This is a genomic window from Salinibacterium sp. SWN139 (genome assembly GCF_015864625.1).
In the GTDB taxonomy this organism is placed as follows: Bacteria; Actinomycetota; Actinomycetes; order Actinomycetales; family Microbacteriaceae; genus Rhodoglobus.
Genome location: NZ_JADYWV010000001.1, coordinates 242,659 through 260,033, shown reverse-complemented (window position 1 = coordinate 260,033; position 17,375 = coordinate 242,659). Strand labels below are relative to the sequence as shown.

Annotated in this window: 17 protein-coding genes; 8 read left to right on the top strand and 9 right to left on the bottom strand. The window is 56.5% G+C overall.

The features are described from left to right. The first annotated feature begins 13 nt into the window (after window positions 1-13). The 4 genes from I6E74_RS01260 (at window position 14) to trxA (ending at window position 4,866) form a co-directional block, all read left to right on the top strand. Window positions 14-1,684 carry a DUF6049 family protein gene (locus I6E74_RS01260; protein WP_197122321.1) on the top strand — a complete coding sequence of 557 codons (1,671 nt, stop codon included), beginning with the start codon at window positions 14-16 and terminating at the stop codon, window positions 1,682-1,684. Further along, on the top strand, window positions 1,677-3,365 hold the full coding sequence (murJ, locus tag I6E74_RS01255) for a murein biosynthesis integral membrane protein MurJ (RefSeq protein ID WP_197122319.1): 1,689 nt from the start codon (window positions 1,677-1,679) through the stop codon (window positions 3,363-3,365). Before I6E74_RS01260 ends, murJ begins: the two co-directional genes overlap by 8 nt. A gap of 158 nt (window positions 3,366-3,523) precedes the next feature. After that, window positions 3,524-4,510 carry a thioredoxin-disulfide reductase gene (gene trxB, locus I6E74_RS01250; protein WP_197122317.1) on the top strand — a complete coding sequence of 329 codons (987 nt, stop codon included), beginning with the start codon at window positions 3,524-3,526 and terminating at the stop codon, window positions 4,508-4,510. A 29-nt stretch (window positions 4,511-4,539) separates the two neighbouring features. Continuing rightward, window positions 4,540-4,866 (top strand): thioredoxin, encoded by a 327-nt coding sequence (gene trxA / locus I6E74_RS01245; protein ID WP_197106872.1) that lies wholly within the window; start codon window positions 4,540-4,542, stop codon window positions 4,864-4,866. Window positions 4,867-4,899: 33 nt separating this feature from the next. On the opposite strand, the gene I6E74_RS01240 is transcribed toward trxA, so the two are convergent. Continuing rightward, entirely contained in the window at window positions 4,900-5,844 is a 945-nt protein-coding gene (locus I6E74_RS01240; protein WP_197122315.1) for an oxidoreductase, read from the bottom strand. A gap of 237 nt (window positions 5,845-6,081) precedes the next feature. On the opposite strand from I6E74_RS01240, the gene I6E74_RS01235 reads away from it, so the two are divergent. Together I6E74_RS01235 and I6E74_RS01230 are read left to right on the top strand one after the other, a co-directional pair. After that, entirely contained in the window at window positions 6,082-7,386 is a 1,305-nt protein-coding gene (locus tag I6E74_RS01235; protein WP_197122313.1) for a PLP-dependent aminotransferase family protein, read from the top strand. Between the two features lie 8 nt (window positions 7,387-7,394). Then, complete coding sequence (locus I6E74_RS01230; protein WP_197122311.1) at window positions 7,395-8,345, top strand: D-alanine--D-alanine ligase; 951 nt, start codon at window positions 7,395-7,397, stop codon at window positions 8,343-8,345. Between the two features lie 955 nt (window positions 8,346-9,300). Here I6E74_RS01230 and I6E74_RS01225 read toward each other — a convergent pair. From I6E74_RS01225 to rpmH, 8 genes are all read right to left on the bottom strand, one after another. Next, window positions 9,301-10,251, bottom strand: coding sequence for a ParB/RepB/Spo0J family partition protein (locus I6E74_RS01225; protein WP_197122309.1), 951 nt, complete (start codon window positions 10,249-10,251; stop codon window positions 9,301-9,303). Continuing rightward, on the bottom strand, window positions 10,251-11,168 hold the full coding sequence (locus I6E74_RS01220) for a ParA family protein (RefSeq protein WP_307784348.1): 918 nt from the start codon (window positions 11,166-11,168) through the stop codon (window positions 10,251-10,253). Before I6E74_RS01220 ends, I6E74_RS01225 begins: the two co-directional genes overlap by 1 nt. A 64-nt stretch (window positions 11,169-11,232) precedes the next feature. Next, window positions 11,233-11,868, bottom strand: coding sequence for a 16S rRNA (guanine(527)-N(7))-methyltransferase RsmG (gene rsmG, locus I6E74_RS01215; RefSeq protein ID WP_197122307.1), 636 nt, complete (start codon window positions 11,866-11,868; stop codon window positions 11,233-11,235). A 14-nt stretch (window positions 11,869-11,882) separates the two neighbouring features. After that, window positions 11,883-12,413, bottom strand: coding sequence for a R3H domain-containing nucleic acid-binding protein (locus I6E74_RS01210; RefSeq protein WP_197122305.1), 531 nt, complete (start codon window positions 12,411-12,413; stop codon window positions 11,883-11,885). Further along, window positions 12,410-13,393: a membrane protein insertase YidC gene (gene yidC, locus I6E74_RS01205; RefSeq protein WP_197122303.1), complete on the bottom strand. Its 984-nt coding sequence runs from the start codon at window positions 13,391-13,393 to the stop codon at window positions 12,410-12,412. The genes I6E74_RS01210 and yidC overlap by 4 nt, the downstream gene beginning before the upstream one ends. Window positions 13,394-13,400: 7 nt before the next feature. Next, a complete protein-coding gene (gene yidD, locus I6E74_RS01200) occupies window positions 13,401-13,688 on the bottom strand; it encodes a membrane protein insertion efficiency factor YidD (protein ID WP_231601222.1) in 288 nt (95 codons plus the stop codon). 20 nt (window positions 13,689-13,708) lie between these two features. Continuing rightward, the gene (rnpA, locus tag I6E74_RS01195) at window positions 13,709-13,999 is read right to left on the bottom strand and encodes a ribonuclease P protein component (protein WP_374189212.1); all 291 of its coding nucleotides are present in this window, start codon (window positions 13,997-13,999) and stop codon (window positions 13,709-13,711) included. Between the two features lie 60 nt (window positions 14,000-14,059). Then, on the bottom strand, window positions 14,060-14,197 hold the full coding sequence (rpmH, locus tag I6E74_RS01190) for a 50S ribosomal protein L34 (protein WP_055810406.1): 138 nt from the start codon (window positions 14,195-14,197) through the stop codon (window positions 14,060-14,062). A gap of 287 nt (window positions 14,198-14,484) precedes the next feature. On the opposite strand from rpmH, the gene dnaA reads away from it, so the two are divergent. Together dnaA and dnaN are read left to right on the top strand one after the other, a co-directional pair. Continuing rightward, complete coding sequence (dnaA, locus tag I6E74_RS01185; RefSeq protein WP_197122297.1) at window positions 14,485-15,900, top strand: chromosomal replication initiator protein DnaA; 1,416 nt, start codon at window positions 14,485-14,487, stop codon at window positions 15,898-15,900. A gap of 326 nt (window positions 15,901-16,226) precedes the next feature. Then, on the top strand, window positions 16,227-17,372 hold the full coding sequence (gene dnaN, locus I6E74_RS01180; RefSeq protein ID WP_197122295.1) for a DNA polymerase III subunit beta: 1,146 nt from the start codon (window positions 16,227-16,229) through the stop codon (window positions 17,370-17,372). Window positions 17,373-17,375 lie beyond the last annotated feature (3 nt).

Below are 17,375 nucleotides of genomic sequence, written 5' to 3'. Positions count from 1 at the left end.
ACGGGGTAATCCCTTGCTTATAAGAGTCTTTAGTGCCGCTCTGGCGCTCGGTCTCGGGCTCACTCTTGCCGCGAGCGGAGCCAGCGCCGCGCCTGCTGTCACCGATGCTCCGGTGCTAACGACGGCATCCGCGGCTACCGATGTTGCCATTATTGCTCCGTTGACGGTTCCCACCGGCAGTGGCGGTCTTCTCGACGCAGACGCCCTGGCTGACTACACGGAACCTCTTGGTCTTCTCACGCGTCAACTGGATGCCATGGCTGGAAAGCCTGTGGCAATCGCAGTTGATCCGATGATCGTGGCTTCCATTCGCGTGCTCGGCACAAGTGCTCCCGCCTCGGCGCGCGAGTGGCTCGAACGACTCTCACTCATCGACAATGAGATCGTTCCTTTGTCCTACGCGAACGCGGACATCACCTTGGCGACTCAGTCGGAGCTGGGCGCCACGGTAGAACCCATCTCCTTCGACTTCGCTCTCGACTCGTCCAACTTCGCGGTGAGTGACACTCCGGCGCCTACGCCTTCCTCGACAGCTACCGCGCAGGCGGAGGACCCGGACGCGGTTCCTAGTTTTCCCACTACGGAGTCCTTGCTCGCCTGGGATTACGAAATCGATGGCTTTATTCTTCCCCGCACCGACACGGTTGTTGCGAGTGATCTGGCTGCGTTTTCCGATAGTGGCTACAGCACGATCGTTTTGTCGTCGACGAACGTCTCTCGAGAATCCGGCGCCGGCTCGGTAACCACCATCGATGGTGTTACCGCCCTCGTGGCTGATGCAACTGCTTCCTCAGCAATGGATGACGCGCTCGGATCCACCCTCGACCGCGACGTGACTGCCGCCGAAACGGCACTCAGCCAGGCCGTGCTCGACGCCGGTGCTAGCCAAACGGCAGACACCGGATCCGTGTTGATCACGATCGATCACTCATTGGAACTCAGCTCGGCGAGACTAGATGCCGCCCTTGCCACCATGACGGCCAGCCCGTCAATCACGATGGTAAATCTGAGCGAACTAGCATCGACCGAAGCCACTGCGGTAACAATCAACGACATGCCTCAGTCGGAATCGCGCATCGGTGATGTTTCACGAATGTTCGCCGCAGCCCAAGCGGAACGCACGTTCTTCTCGATCGCCGCAGACCCTGAATCTCTTATCGCGGAACGACGGCTTGCTTTGCTCGACGTGCTCGGCACCGTAGAGACTGAGGATTCCACTGACTGGCTGGCTGAAGTAAACAACTTCCTGGTCGACTCCCGTGAGTTGCGCACTTCAGTGACCGTCGTGGAGGCCAGCAACTTTCTGGTTCTAGCCGACAACGGATTTCTTCCCGTGTCGGTCAGCAACAATCTTGGTCAAGCTGTCACCGTTTTCATCACGGTCGACCCACGAACCGGCCTCCTCGCCGTGGGGGACAGTCGAGTAGAGCTGACGATCGAACCCTATTCTCAAGCCAAGGGCGAAATTCCGGTGCAATCGTTGTCAAACGGGGTCGTGGATGTCGAAATTAGCCTCAGCAGCAGCACCGGACTGAAGATCGGCTCCACCACGGTCAGCGAGATCAACGTGCAGGCAGGGTGGGAGACTCCCCTCGTGCTTGCGTTCGGAGCCCTCGTCTTCGTGATTTTCGCGGTCGGATTCGTTCGCAGCATCGTTCGCCGCAGAAAGCCGGCAGATGACTGACCGACCCAATCCCGACGCGATGCCAACGCCCGGAGTGCCCCTGCCCGCCGCGGCCGTGCCAGAGGTCAAGAACTCGACAATCGGGCGAGCGAGCGCTCTTCTAGCGTCCGGCACGTTGGTCTCTCGCATCTTGGGATTTCTGAGCGCCATGGTGCTTGCCCGCACTTTGGGGCTGTTCGGCACGAGCGATACCTATGCCATCGCCAACCAGCTTCCCAAAGCGGTCTATGCCATCGTGGCTGGTGGCGTTCTGAGCGCGGTCATTGTTCCGCAGATCGTGCGGGCCGCTCTGCACAAAGACGGCGGCCAGAAGTTCATTAACCGTCTAGTGACGCTCGGCATCGTCGTTTTCCTCGTCATTACAGTCGCAGCAACGTTGAGCGCGCCTCTTCTTGTGCAGGTGTATGCGCGACCCAGCGTCAACTTTGGGCCAGCAGAGTTCGCACTCGCGACGGCCTTCGCCTACTGGTGCCTTCCTCAAATCCTCTTCTACGCCTTGTATTCACTCCTCGGTGAGGTCCTCAACGCTCGCGGCAAGTTTGGGCCGTTCACGTGGGCACCCGTAGCTAACAACGTGGTCATGCTCATTGGGCTGTTCGTCTTCAGCTTGCTCTTTGGCGACGTGACACAGTATTCGTCCGAGGACTGGACGCCGCAGATGATCGGAGTGCTCGCCGGCGGCGCCACTCTCGGTGTCGCGGTGCAGGCAACACTTTTGGCCTTCTTCTGGCGTCGCGCCGGTCTTCACTATCGCCCGGAGTTCCGCTGGCGCGGAGTGGGGCTCGGCAACGCCGGCAAAGCAGCGGCCTGGACCTTCGGCATGATTCTTGTCACGCAGGTTGCGGGTGCTGTTGGCACCCAGATTGCCAGCCTCGCCTCTACTGTCGCCGCATCGGTCTTCGTCATCACGACCGCGTGGCTCATTTTCATGCTGCCGCACTCCGTGATTTCGGTCTCGATCGGGATGGCCTACTTCACCCGGATGAGTGGCCATGCGCGTGATGGAAACCTCACGGCCATGCGCGACGACGTATCAACCGCCATACGCTCAATTCTGATGCTGCTGATGTTCGCAGCCATCGGCCTCATGGTGATCGCATTCCCGTTCAGCGCACTTTTCTCCACTGTCTATGCCGAGCAATCGTCCCTAGCGATCGTGTTGATCATTTATCTGGTCGGGCTGGTTCCCTTCAGCATCATGTACATACTGCAGCGAGTTTTCTATGCCTTCGAAGACACTCGCACTCCCTTCATCTTGCAGACGATTCAGGTTCTGGTCTATGTTGCGGGCGCTCTATACGTCTCCACTTTTCCGCTCGATCGCATTGCGATGGGGCTCGCCGCGATGATCAGCATCGCCGGCACGATGCAGACGATCATTGCGTTGATCGTGGTCCGCAAACGCGTTCCAGGATTCCAGCTACTTCCTCTCGTGCTTCGCGCTCTGTGGTTCCTCGCGGCGATGATTCCGTCGGCCGCAGCCGGCTTCGGCATCCTGACTCTCCTGGGCGGATTAGGGGAGGGTTCTTTCGCCGTCTCTGGCTTCGCCGGTGCTTTTGTCTCCATCGCCCTTTCGGGTACCGGCATGCTGATTGTCTACGCGGCAACTCTTGCCCTCACCCGCAATTCCGAGTTCTTCGCGTTCGCTCGACCGATCGTGTCTCGACTTCGCCGCCACTAACGGCCGGCCCGTCCCACAGTTCTGCCGTCAAAAAGCGAACTTAAAGTGACGGTGCTCCGAACTCTTGGGTGTTAGCCCCGCACGCCCCAGCCACTCGGAATACTCCGTGGCTAGGATGTGTTGAACCGGGTAATCACAATCCCAAGGAGACACAAAAAGTGCGCCAACTCATCATCATCGGATCCGGCCCAGCCGGGTACACTGCTGCGATTTACGCGGCGCGCGCGAACCTTGCGCCCCTCGTCATTGCGAGCTCTGTTGAGGCTGGCGGCGAGCTCATGAAGACCACTGAGATCGAGAACTACCCCGGCTTTGCCAACGGCATCCAAGGTCCCGAGCTCATGATGGAAATGCAGAAGCAGGCTGAGCGTTTCGGCGCCGAGATTGTTCTCGACGACGTCACCGATCTTCAGCTTGAGGGCCAGGTCAAGAAGGTCACTCTCGGCAATGGAGAAGTGCACGAAGCACTCGCGGTTGTGTTTGCAACTGGGTCTGCTTATCGCAAGCTTGGACTTCCCGACGAAGAGCGCCTCAGCGGCTACGGAGTTTCTTGGTGCGCTACGTGCGACGGTTTCTTCTTCCGCCAGAAGACGATTGCTGTCGTTGGCGGGGGAGACTCGGCCATGGAAGAAGCGACGTTCCTCACCAAGTTTGCTGAGAAGGTTTACGTGATTCACCGCAAGGATGAGCTGCGTGCCTCGAAGGCAATGCAGGAGCGTGCGTTTAGCGACCCGAAGATTGAGTTCCTCTGGAATAAGGCTGTAACCGGCATTACCGGTTCCACCCTCGTTGATGGCATTGATCTCACCGACACCGTCGATGGTTCCACCTCACACGTTGAACTCAGCGGTTTGTTCATCGCGATCGGCGCCGACCCCCGCACCCACTTGGTACACGGCCAGCTCGACATCAACGCCGACGGAACCGTTGCAGTGGATGGTCGTTCCTCTCGCACCAACATCACTGGAGTATTCGCGGCCGGCGATGTCATCGACCCGACCTACCGTCAAGCAGTTACGGCCGCCGGCTCCGGCACCGTCGCTGCGCTCGATGCAGAGCACTACCTTGCATCATTGCCCCGCGAACTCGTTGCCAGCGCAATCCAGCCCGCGGAACCAGCAGCTCCCGTAGCTGCCTCCGTCTAAAAACGTCCCATCGAACAAAGGAATTAGAAATGTCAGCAGCAACAGAAGTAACCGACGCCAACTTTGAAGAACTCGTCATCAACTCAAAAGACACCATCATGGTGGACTTCTGGGCTGAATGGTGTGGCCCCTGTCGCGCAGTCGGCCCCATCCTTGACCAGATCGCCAGCGAAAACTCCGACAAGATCAAGATCGTCAAGCTCAACGTAGACGACAACCCCCAGATGGCTATGAAGTACCAGATCACCTCCATCCCCGCGATGAAGGTCTTCAAGGGCGGCGAGGTCGTCAAGACCGTTATCGGCGCAAAGCCGAAGCCTGCAATTGAAGCAGACCTCGCAGAGTTCCTAGCCTAAAGCCCAGTCTCTGCCGAAAGCCTCCAGCATCCACTATTTGGTGGGTGTACGGAGGCTTTCGTATTTAACGCCCGTGAGACGCTCTGACTCAAGCCAGAGTTTGGTCGCGTCGACGTCCGAGTGTGAGGCTGCGTTCGACTCAACCAATACAGGAGCACCTCGATGCTCGTTACGGCTGCCGGGGCCAAAGAAGTCGCCGCCCTGCGCCGTGGGGTCGGTTGCGGCCCGCAGAGAGGGCCTCGCGCCTTGCCTCGGCGACTGAATACCCAAGAAAACCAGTGATTTGAGCGGGCGCAGATACCAGCGATTGAAGAGGTGGTCGGCTAAACCTGTGCCGGCCGTGCCGGGATGTGCGGCCACGGAGATCGCATCCACCCCGGTTGCTTCGAAGCGGCGTTGAAGCTCGTAAGCGAAGAGAAGATTAGCGAGCTTGGAGCGACCGTAGGCGGCTCGGGGAGTGTATGAGCCGTTGTGGAACATCAGGTTGCCGAATTCCATGAACCCCCAGCGGTGAGCAAGGCTGGAAAGACTGACTACTCGTGCGCCCGGAGTTGCCTCGATGAGGTCCATCAGATGACCAGTCAAAGCGAAGTGACCGAGGTGGTTGGTGCCCAGTTGAGACTCGAAGCCATCGATCGTGAGTTGGGCATCCGTCATCATGATTCCTGCGTTATTGATCAACAGGTCTAGCCGCGAATGTTTCCCGTGAAACATCTCGCTAAATCGACGGACTGATTCCAGATCGGCCAGATCAAGCAACATTGTTTCGAGTGACACGGAACCGAGGTTGTCCAGCAATGCCTGCTTAGCGACTGCAGCCTTCTCGGCGCTGCGCATCGTCATCACAACGTGCGCCCCTGCTTTGAGCAGGGCACGACTTGTTTCAAACCCGAGCCCAGAGTTCGCACCCGTCACCAGTGCCACGGTGCCGGTGAGGTCTCCGATGTCAGATTCTGTCCAGCTAGTGCGAGCGTTCACTAATGTTCTCAATTTCGTAGTCGAGTGCTGTCAGAGTGCTGCGGTGATCGTGACGCAAGCTACCCATTTTCAAAGCAGACCTCATCATTTGAACACGACTTTCTCTGCGTCGCCTTTGAACCTTATTCGGAGCGAAGAGGGATGAGGTTTGGCTGAGATCGCCCCGTAAACGTCGCTCAGTTTCGAGTCCTTAGGGTCAAACGCCTATTGTTTAAAGTCAACCGAACGGGATTGCCCATGACAACACAGCCAAACAACCTTGACCAGTGGTTTGACCACTATGCAGATCGTGCCTCCGGCCTTGCGGCCTCTGAGGTCCGAGCGTTGTTTGCGGTGGCCTCGCGCCCCGAAGTTGTGTCTCTCGCCGGCGGCATGCCGTATGTTTCCGCCCTGCCTCAAGACCTCATTACCGAGTCGATCGATCGCGTGATGCGCGATCGCGGTGCGGCCGCCCTTCAATATGGCTCCGGCCAGGGACTACCTGCACTTCGCGAGCAAATCCTCGAAGTGATGGCTCTCGAGGGAATCCGTGCCAGCGTCGATGACGTTGTCGTCACGACTGGCTCACAGCACGCCCTTGAGCTCGTTACGAAACTCTTCATCAATCCCGGCGACGTCGTTATTGCCGAGGGCCCCAGCTATGTCACGGCTATGGTCGTATTCAAATCGTTCCAGGCCGAGATTACGCATGTTGAGATGGATGAGTTCGGCCTCGTTCCCGATTCGCTGCGGGCTCACATTGCCTCAGTGCGGGCCGCGGGCAAGACAATCAAGTTCTTGTACACGGTTCCGACCTTCAGCAACCCCGCTGGAGTCACTCTCAGCTGGGAACGACGTCTTGAAGTTCTCGAGATTGCCCGCGAAAACGGCATTCTGGTGCTCGAAGACAATCCCTACGGCCTCCTCTATTTCGATGGTCCGCCACCGCACGCGATGCGCTCAGTCGAAGAAGACGGTGTCGTGTATTTGGGCACATTCTCGAAGACCCTCGCTCCCGGTTTCCGGGTTGGTTGGGTGCTCGCTCCCCACGCGATTAGAGAGAAGCTCATTTTAGCGAATGAGGCGGCCGTGTTATCGCCGAGCTCATTTACCCAGAACATCATTAGCGAGTACATGAATGTCTCTGATTGGAAGGGCCAGATCGACACCTTCCGTGGTGTCTACCGGGAACGTCGTGATGCCATGTTGGATGCCCTCGACGACTACCTGCCCGACCTCGAGTGGACTGTACCCAACGGTGGTTTCTACATCTGGGTCACGCTCCCCGATAACCTCGATTCGAAGTCGATGTTGCCCCGCGCGGTCAAGGAATTAGTGGCCTATACGCCAGGTACGGCCTTCTACGCGGATGGGAATGGGCGCAGCAATATGCGTCTGTCCTTCTGCTACCCGACGCCTGACTTCATTCGTGAAGGCATCCGTCGTCTCTCCACTGTGATCAACGGAGAACTTGAGTTGCTCAGCACATTCTCGCAAACAGCCCCTCTCACGGTTGTGCCTCCCACACCGTCGATGATCAACCCTCCAGCCAACCTCAGCTAGGACACCTCATGAACGATTCACCCACTCGCGTCCTCGTTCTTGCTGGCGGAATCTCGCACGAACGCGACGTTTCCCTCCGGTCTGGTCGCCGCGTCGCCGACGGATTGCGCGCTCAGGGCAAGATCGTCGAGCTCCGGGATCCGGATGCCACGCTGCTTCCCTATATTCGCGAATCGAAGCCGGATGTCGTGTGGCCTGCTCTGCACGGTGCCAGTGGTGAAGATGGTGCTTTGCGCGGTCTTCTCGACCTCATCGGCATCCCTTATGTTGGATCGCGAGCGGATGCCGCGCGTCTCGCGTGGGACAAGCCCACCGCTAAGGCTCTAGTCTCGCGAGTAGGAGTGCGCACGCCGCTGTCGATCGCGTTGTCGCGGGACTCCTTCCGTGAACTTGGCGCCCACAGCATCCTCGATGAACTGGCCGATGAACTTTCGGGGGAGCTCGTTGTGAAGCCCGCACAGGGTGGTTCCGCGCAGGGCGTCTCGATCGTTACCGATCGTTCTGATCTCCCGCAGGCGATGGTCAATGCCTACAACTACTGCGACGTAGCCCTCATCGAACAGCGCATCACGGGTGTAGAAATCGCGATTGGAATCCTCGATAGCGGCATGGGCCCGGTTGCTCTGCCCGCCGTCGAGATCGAACCGGTCGACGGAGCCTACACATTCGAGGCTCGTTATAATGCTGGTCAGACCCGCTTTTATACTCCCGCCCGAATTTCCGAGGGTGAAGCTGACCGCGCGGCCGAAGCCGCTCTCGCAGCACATTCCGCGTTGGGCCTTCGCCACCTATCGCGCGTCGACATAATTGTCGATGGCGCCGGCACGCCCTGGTTCCTCGAAGCCAATGTGTTGCCCGGCCTCACCGAGACGTCGATTCTTCCCCAAGCCCTCGTCGCCGCCGGACACGATCTCGGCTGGGTCTATGCTGCTCTCGCGGACATCGCGATGGAAGGTTAACCAGCGCATCATGCACCACAGCTAGGGAATGCACTCACTCAGAGCCCTGGCCTTTTTACAGCCCATTTTGTATCAGTCGGCGCGGTTGCGCCGCATTCGGTCCACTAATCGACTGCGGGTTGAGTTGAGGGGCCAGAACACGGCAGCCAGCACCCAGCTTCTTTCACCTCTGGCCGGTGGCTGGTGGCCGGGTACCGGGTTGCTGGGTACTGGGTACTGGGTACTGATGGCTGCGATCGCACAGCTCGTGGGCCGATCTAGAAGCGTCCACGCCGGTAGCGTTTCACGTGGAACATCTGTGCTCACTCTTCGAGGCGCAACGAATCTCGTGCAGTGGTTTCACGTGAAACATCGTTGCCCACAAAGTTACGGATTTGGCCGAGACTTCAATGTTTCACGTGGAACACTCGTGATCCCAACCGCGGGAATCACGGGGTCTGAACTATCGTGCCCGATAAACCCCGCAACCTCACACTCCGGTGGAGGCGGCCGTGTGTCGTCGCGCAGCGTGATTTCCCTGCGCGAAGAAGCGGGAATCTCAAACCCCCTGTTGCAAACGGACATATCGCTGGCCCTGTACGCCAAAACCGGAGGTGTCTTTTAGCGCCGTCAGGTCACCCCGCTCCCACATACAACATGGGGCGGGGGAGCAGCGGCAGACCATGGGATCGCCTAGCCATATTGCACATGCGCCGAAAAGGGAGCGTGCGAACCGCAACCTAATGTGCGAGGAGAATCTCTGTAGACGCAAAGGCCCAAACATTCGCCGAGGCGCCGAACTTCAAGGCACCGAGCATCAAGACACTGAGCAACGTAGGCACTGAGCACTAGGCACTAGGCACTAGGCACTAGGCACCGAGCACAGTGCCCCGCTAAAGGACCACTGCTACAACCAACCCAGACGCGGCGCCGGGCCAGACCGCATACCAATCCGATGGAACGGTGCAAGAACGGTTTAGGAGTTGAAACCAGTATCGCCGAGCTCTTCGAGAATGCGGTTGAGGTCTGCGACGGTTGCGAAGTCGATTACGACTTGGCCCTTGCTCGCACCGAGCGAAACCTTCACTCGGGTGTTCAGTCGGTCGCCCAGGCGCTCTGCGATCTCATCGAGATGACCCTGCTTCTTGCCCCGTGACGGCTTTGAGCGAGGAGGCTTGGTCGATAAGGAGCCTGCAGCTGCTTCGGCGGCACGAACAGAGAGCTCCTCGTTGACAATTTTCTCCGCCAAACGCTCCATTCCAGCGTTGTCAGGAAGCGATAAGAGCGCTCGCGCGTGTCCTGCGGACAGGACGCCAGCTGCTACCCGGCGCTGAACGCTTTCTGGAAGGCGCAAAAGACGCAAAGTGTTCGTAATTTGGGGCCGTGAGCGTCCAATTCGTTCACCCAGCTGTTCTTGGGTGATGCCGAAGTCGGCTAAAAGCTGCTGGTACGCCGATGCTTCTTCCAAAGGATTGAGGTTTGCGCGGTGCAAGTTCTCGAGCAACGCATCGCGAAGCATGTCTTCATCTGCTGTGCTCTTAATCACAGCAGGAATTGTCGCCAAGCCTAAGTGCTTGCTCGCACGCAGACGACGCTCGCCCATGATCAGTTCATATTGCGGTTGACCGTCAACAGCACCAGCGAGGGGACGAACAACGATTGGCTGAAGCACGCCTATTTCGCGGATCGAGATGATGAGCTCTTCGAGTTCCTCTTGACGGAACTCAGTTCGTGGCTGGCGAGAGTTGGGAACGATATCAAGGGGGGAGAGGCTGGCTAGCCGAGCGCCAGGAACCGACCGAAGCTTGTCCGGTGTTAGCTCTCCGCCAGGAAAAAACACGTCGACGGGACGTTCTTCATTCTCATCCGAGGAGGGGATAAGAGCGCCGATTCCACGACCGAGACCCGTACGTTTTGGTGCTGCCATTATTTGCGTGCTCCTCGGTAAGCAATCTCGGCCGCTGCTTCAAGGTAAGAGAGCGATCCGGGGGAGTTCTGGTCGTAACTGATGACACTTTGCCCGTAGCTGGGAGCTTCGGAAATCCGTACTGAGCGAGGGATGACCGTGGTCAATACCTGCTTGGGGAAGTGCTGCCGCACATCGTCCACAACCTGGTTAGCTAGATTGGTACGAGAGTCGTACATTGTCATCAAGATAGTCGATACCCGGAGACGAGGGTTCAAATGACGCTCGATGAGCTTGATGTTGTTCAGCAGTTGGCTCAAACCCTCGAGCGCGTAGTACTCGCATTGAATGGGGATGAGCACTTCCTGCGCGGCTACGAAAGCGTTGATTGTAAGCAGGCCCAGTGACGGCGGGCAATCAATGAATACGTAGTGGAATGGCTCGGGCGTTTCCGCCAGAAACGCATCCAACGCAGAACGTAGGCGTTGTTCACGAGCCACGAGCGAAACGAGCTCAATCTCCGCGCCAGCGAGGTGAATCGTGGCGGGTACGCAATAAAGAGCGTTGAACTCGGGGCTCTTTTGTACAACGTCGGCCATCGGCACATCGTTGATCATGACGTCGTAGACACTCGGGGTCTCCGAGCGATGCTCCACACCAACAGCGGTTGAAGCGTTACCCTGTGGATCGAGATCGATCACCAAGACCCGTGCCCCGGTCCGAGCGAGCGCGGCGGCGAGATTCACCGTCGAGGTAGTTTTTCCGACCCCACCCTTCTGATTCGCGACGGTAAACACGCGAGGATTTTCAGGCAAGGGGAGTGAAGCGGACGCAACAGCTTCACGTCGGCGAGTCAGATCCGCGACTTCCCGCGCAAGCGGCGTGGTTTCATCGAACGACTTGCCTTGTTCGTTGACTTCGCTTTCGGGATGTTTCACGTGAAACTTTCTCTCAGGGTGATGAAAAACGGGGAGTGTGAAGACTGCGCTGAGCGGAGTCGAATCAGTCCACTCTAGCCCGAAAGACCCTAGTGATCTCGGGGGTGATTCCCTCGCCAAGAACGATCGACTCGACATCCTTCAGCCGCGCTTTACGAATGGCTTTAGATGCAGCTTCAATCTCTTCATCGATGCGCGCACCCTTCATAAAGACCATCTCTCCGCCAGGGGCCAAAAGATGCTCGGTTGATGGGATGAGCTTGGAAAGAGCGGTGACCGCGCGGGCCGTAATCTGAGTCAATCCTTCAGCGTACGGAGCATCCTGCGAACGAGAACGATTAACCACAACATTCGAGAGGCCGAGGCGTTCGGACTCAGCATTGAGCCAATCGACACGCCGCTCCATCGGTTCTATCAACACAAATTCAACATCTGGTCGCGCAATCGCGAGAACCAATCCCGGAAGCCCTGCACCGCTACCGATATCTCCGACAAATCCTGGGCGAAGCAGGGGAGCGACAAGCACACAGTTAATGATGTGTCGAGTCCATAGTCGTGGCACTTCAAGCGGACCAATTAGTCCGAGTTCCTCGCCGCGGAGAGCAAGACTCTCCGTATACGCTCGCGCAACATCAATACGAGGCCCAAAGAGTTCAGCCGCTATCTCAGGCTCGCGCTCAAGCCCCAACTCATCCGTCAATGTTTCACGTGAAACTATGAACGGGTAATGACCGTGTGACGGTCGCGACCCTCGCCGCTTGATTGCGAGACAAAACCGCGCTCCGCAACAACATCGTGAACAAGCTTGCGCTCGTACGACGACATCGCGGGGAGTGCTGCAGAATCTGCGCCGGCCTCAATGCGCTCAACGGCAGTGTCTACGAGCTTCGACAACTCAGCAGCACGAGCCTCACGCGAACCTCCGATGTCAAGAATCAAACGCGAGAATGCACCTGTCTTGTTCTGAACCGCGATGCGAGTGAGTTCCTGAAGAGCCGTCACAGTCTCGGGCTTCGACAACAACCGGAGGTTCGTGTCCTCGCTCGATGTCACGGAAACATACGAGCGTCCGGCACGAGCATCAATCTCGATGTCGCCATCAAGATCAGCGATATCGAGCAGTTCTTCGATGTAGTCGGCAGCAATGTCGCCTTCTTCCTCGAGTTGCGCGGTCGTGCGGTCGTCGCGATCCTCCACAGGAGCGGACTCGACTGCGGTGGTGTCAGTATCAGAAACGTTCGTCATTTCTTCTTTCCCTGCTTCTTCTTTGCGCGGTTCTTACTTACAGGTTGATCCCGCTGCACGTTCTTAGGTTCTTCAATCACAGCAGTTCCGGAGTCGGATTCGGGAGCTTCTTCGATGATTCCCTTGCGCTGATTACGTTTTGCCAAACGAGCTTCGCGAGCGAGCGCCGCTTCACTACCAGGAGTAGGCATGTTGCGAATAACGAGGAACTGCTGACCCATGGTCCAGAAGTTGGAGACGAGCCAGTAGAACATAACGCCCAGCGGGAAAGTAAACCCAGAGAAGGCAAAAACGAGGGGGAGTAGGTACAACATGATCCGCTGCTGGCGGTACATGGGGCTTGCCTTCATTTCAGCCGACTGGTTCTTCGACATGATCTGAAGCTGTGTAATGAATTGTGAACCGGTCATGAGAATGACCATGATCACTGCAGTAACGATGACCGCGGTGTTGCCGTCTGCCGTGCTGATTGCAAGGTGCAGGGGAGCGATGTTGAAAAGTGACGAGGTTCCGAAGGATTCTGAGAGCTCAGCGTTGAGGAGGCCAACACCAGGAGCGTTTCCCTCGAGCTGTGCATTGCGCAGCACCGAAAAGAGCCCGAAGAAGATCGGCATCTGCAGAAGAAGAGGGAGGCACGAACTAAACGGGTTAGTTCCCGCGTTCTTGTACATCGCCATTGTTTCGCGAGACATCGCCTCACGAGAGAACTGATCCTTCTTGCCTTTGTACTTGTCCTGAATCTTCTTGAGTTGCGGCGCGACTTCCATCATGCGTCGCTGACTCTTGATCTGGCGAACAAAGACCGGAATCAAAGCTGCGCGCACAACCAAGACGAGACCGACGATCGAAAGAACCCAGGTCAGGCCGGCATCCGCGTCCATTCCGAAGAATGTAAGGATTTCGTGGAAGGCCACGAGGATTGCCTCGATCACCCACTTGATCGGCCAAAGCAGACTGCCGAAGAAAGCAAAAAGATCCATGAAGTAGTTAGCCCCTTTCGTGGCTTGCGGCTACAACAAAGCCGAATCGAGTGATCTGGTAGCGGTCGTGCCGACGAACCGGGATGTCATCGATTCCGCCTTCGGCCCACGGGTGGCAACGAAGAAGACGACGAGAACCAAGCCACACACCACGGATAACACCGTGTTCCTGAATTGCTTGAAGTGTGTAGTGAGAGCACGAAGGGTAATACCGGCAGACATCACCGTAGAGAGGTGAGATCACTGCTCGATAAATCCGCAAGACAAGGACACACACGTTGCGCGGAAGGAGCATCGCAAATGTCACGACGGAACTCATACCTTCACCACGATGCGGTCGATCCCTTCTGCAATCTCAGCCTGAAGCGTAGTGCACGCAGCTTGCTCAGAACCTGCCAGCGCACGAACCACAATGTCTACGTTCGACTGGACGTGAGGAAGAAGCTGAGCAGCAGCAGCACGAAGCCGACGCCGAACTCGATTGCGTACAACCGCATTGCCTACCGCTTTAGAAACAATGAAACCAAAGCGAACGCTCTGAGACCGCTCATTATTCACAATGTGGACAACGCAGTGCGGTGCTGTGAAACGACGACCGCGACGCACAGCCAAGCGAAAATCGCTAGGAAGCGCCACACGGTTTGCCTTAGACAGCACCGGACGAGATTACGCGGAGAGTTCGGTGCGTCCCTTGCGGCGACGAGCGCTCAGGATCGAGCGACCGGCACGGGTGCGCATACGCAGACGGAAACCGTGAACCTTCGCGCGGCGACGGTTGTTGGGCTGAAAAGTTCTCTTGCTCATAGCTATATCTCCAAGGCCCAGCTCTAGCAGCCGGGAAGAATTGGTAGGCCCAAGGGCCAGAAGTCAACTGATTAAAACTACGGCGTTAAACGGGTGCGGTCAAACCACACTTTCTGCAACGGCGCATTATCCACACAGAATACATCCTTATTGGTAACGACATGCTGTGGACAACTACGATGACTATCAGTGCACAACGGCCAAAAGACCGCAGTATTTCAGCGAGAATAGCTGTACTCACCAGTGGATAAGCCTGTGAGTAAATACTGCCAAGGGATGGGAAAAGAATGTCGGAAACACCCGACCCGACTAAAGGACTGTGGCAAACAGTTCTGACACACCTCAACGGTGATGAGCGAATTACCCCTCAACTGCAGGGATTCGTGAATCTGGTTGAACCAAAAGGCGTCATGGCCGGCACCCTCTATCTCGAGGTTCCCAACGAGCTCACGAGGGGGATGCTCGAACAACGACTGCGCCAGCCGTTCATCGACGCGATCGCCGCTCTCGACGACGAACACGGAATTTCAAACTTCGCCACCGTGGTCAATCCTGAAATCCAACAGGATGCCCTTTCTCAAGACATACCGCGTACCGAGCAGCCCTACATTGAACCGACTCCACAAAAGCCCGTCGAAACATCAACGCCTCGACGCGGCGATTCACGGCTCAATCCCAAATACAGTTTTGACAACTTCGTTATTGGTGGATCCAACCGCTTCGCTCACGCAGCAGCAGTGGCTGTCGCCGAAGCACCAGCGAAGGCCTACAACCCGCTCTTCATCTATGGCGAGTCCGGGCTTGGCAAGACTCACTTGTTGCATGCCATAGGTCACTATGCAGAGAGCCTCTACCCTGGAATCCGGGTGCGTTACGTGAGTTCCGAAGAATTCACCAATGACTTCATCAACTCGATCGCTAATAACCGCGCGTCAGTATTTCAGTCTCGTTATCGTGAGATCGACATCTTGCTGATCGATGACATCCAGTTCCTTCAAGGTAAGGACTCCACTCAAGAAGCGTTCTTCCACACCTTCAACACCCTTCACGATCACAACAAGCAAGTGGTCATTACCAGCGACCTACCTCCGAAACACCTCACCGGTTTTGAAGACCGGATGCGGTCGCGATTCGAATGGGGCCTCATCACCGACGTGCAGGCGCCCGACCTTGAAACGCGAATCGCCATTCTTCGCAAAAAGGCCCAGAGCGAGAAGATGCAGGTGGGCAACGACATCCTCGAATTCATGGCATCGAAGGTCTCATCAAATATTCGTGAACTCGAAGGAACATTGATTCGAGTTACGGCGTTTGCGAGCCTTAACCGCACCGAAGTCGATATGGCTCTTGTCCAGACCGTGCTGAAAGATCTCATCACTCTTGATGAAGATAACGTCATAGCGCCGGTCGACATCATCAATCACACCGCTGACTACTTCAAGCTTTCCGTCGACGACCTCTATGGTTCTTCCCGTTCGCAAGCAATTGCAACCGCGCGTCAGATCGCTATGTATCTCTGTCGAGAAATGACGAACCTCTCGTTGCCCAAGATTGGTCAGCTGTTTGGAAATCGAGACCACACGACAGTGATGTACGCCAATAAGAAGATCACTGAGCTCATGAAAGAGCGTCGCTCGATCTATAACCAGGTCACTGAGCTCACAAGTCGCATCAAACAAAACCAGCGTTTCAGCCAGAAATAGGTTTTCCCACTTGGGGATAACTTGGGGATAACCCTCCCAACTCGCCGGAAAGATTGTTGACCACAAGAATTTTTCTGTGGAATCAAGAATTCGCGTGATTCGAGTTTCCACGAAGAGTGCGAGTGTTCTCCACTGGCCGTCAACAACTCACACCGATGTAGTTTCCAGTAATTACATGAATTTGGAAGAGTTATTCACACAATCCACAACGGTTAAGAGTGTGACCTTTAAAGAATGAAATTTGAATCCCAAATAACCTGTAGTTCGCAAGTGGATTGGCTGTGCCAGTATTAACGGCCAGAGCTTGATCCGGTTAGGGGTAGTTCATGAAGTTTCAAGTCAATCGTGACGTCTTCAGCGAGGCGGTTTCGTTCGCGGTAAAACTGCTGCCGCAACGCACAACGCTGCCGATTTTGAGCGGTGTCTTGATCGAAGCTACCGATGAGGGCCTCACGCTTTCGTCTTTTGACTACGAGGTTTCCGCACGAACACAGATCCTCGCTGAGGTTGAAGAACCTGGTCGTGTGTTGGTTTCTGGCAAGCTTTTGGCTGACATTGCCAGCAGACTTCCCAACGCTCCTGTGCGTTTTAGCACCGAAGACAACAAAATCACCGTCGCCTGTGGCACCGGCCATTTCACGTTGTCGAGCATGCCGGTTGAAGAATATCCTTCACTTCCGCAGATCTCCGACAAGGTGGGAACGCTCAAGGCTGACCTCTTCGCCGCCGCTATTTCTCAGGTCGCGGTTGCTGCATCACGCGACGACGTCACGCCCGTCATCACCGGTGTGCAGCTCGAGGTTTCTGAAAATAACATCTCGCTTGTTGCCACTGACCGCTACCGAGTAGCCGTTCGTGACATCGAATGGGATGCCGGTGCATCCGGAGTCGAAGCTGCAACCGCATTGGTGCCGGCCAAGACTTTGGTCGAAGTGGGAAAGACTTTCGGCAACAGCGGCGAGATTTCCGTCGCGATCACGAGTTCCGATGAACGTGAGCTCATTGCGTTCCAAGCGGATAAGAAAACTGTGACCTCGTTGCTCATCAAAGGAAACTTTCCACCGGTTCGCCGACTTTTTCCCGAGACTGTGGATAACTTCGCTGTCATGAACACTGGCGAGCTCATTGAAGCCGTTCGTCGAGTGTCCCTCGTGCTTGAGCGGGAAGCTGCCCTGCGTTTTACTTTCACGACCGAGGGCGTCACTTTGGAAGCCATCGGGTCTGAACAAGCACAGGCATCCGAAACCATCGACGCGTTCCTCACGGGCGACGACACCGTGGTCTCACTCAAGCCGCAATTTTTGATCGATGGCTTGAGTTCGGTTCATTCCGAATTCGTGCGAATTTCGTTCACCAAGACCGAAAACCCGAACAAGCCAGGCCCTGTGCTAATTACGAGCCAGTCATCGAAGGATCAGCCAGGCAGCGACAACTACAAGTACCTGTTGCAGCCCAACCTTTTGTTGAGGTAATCC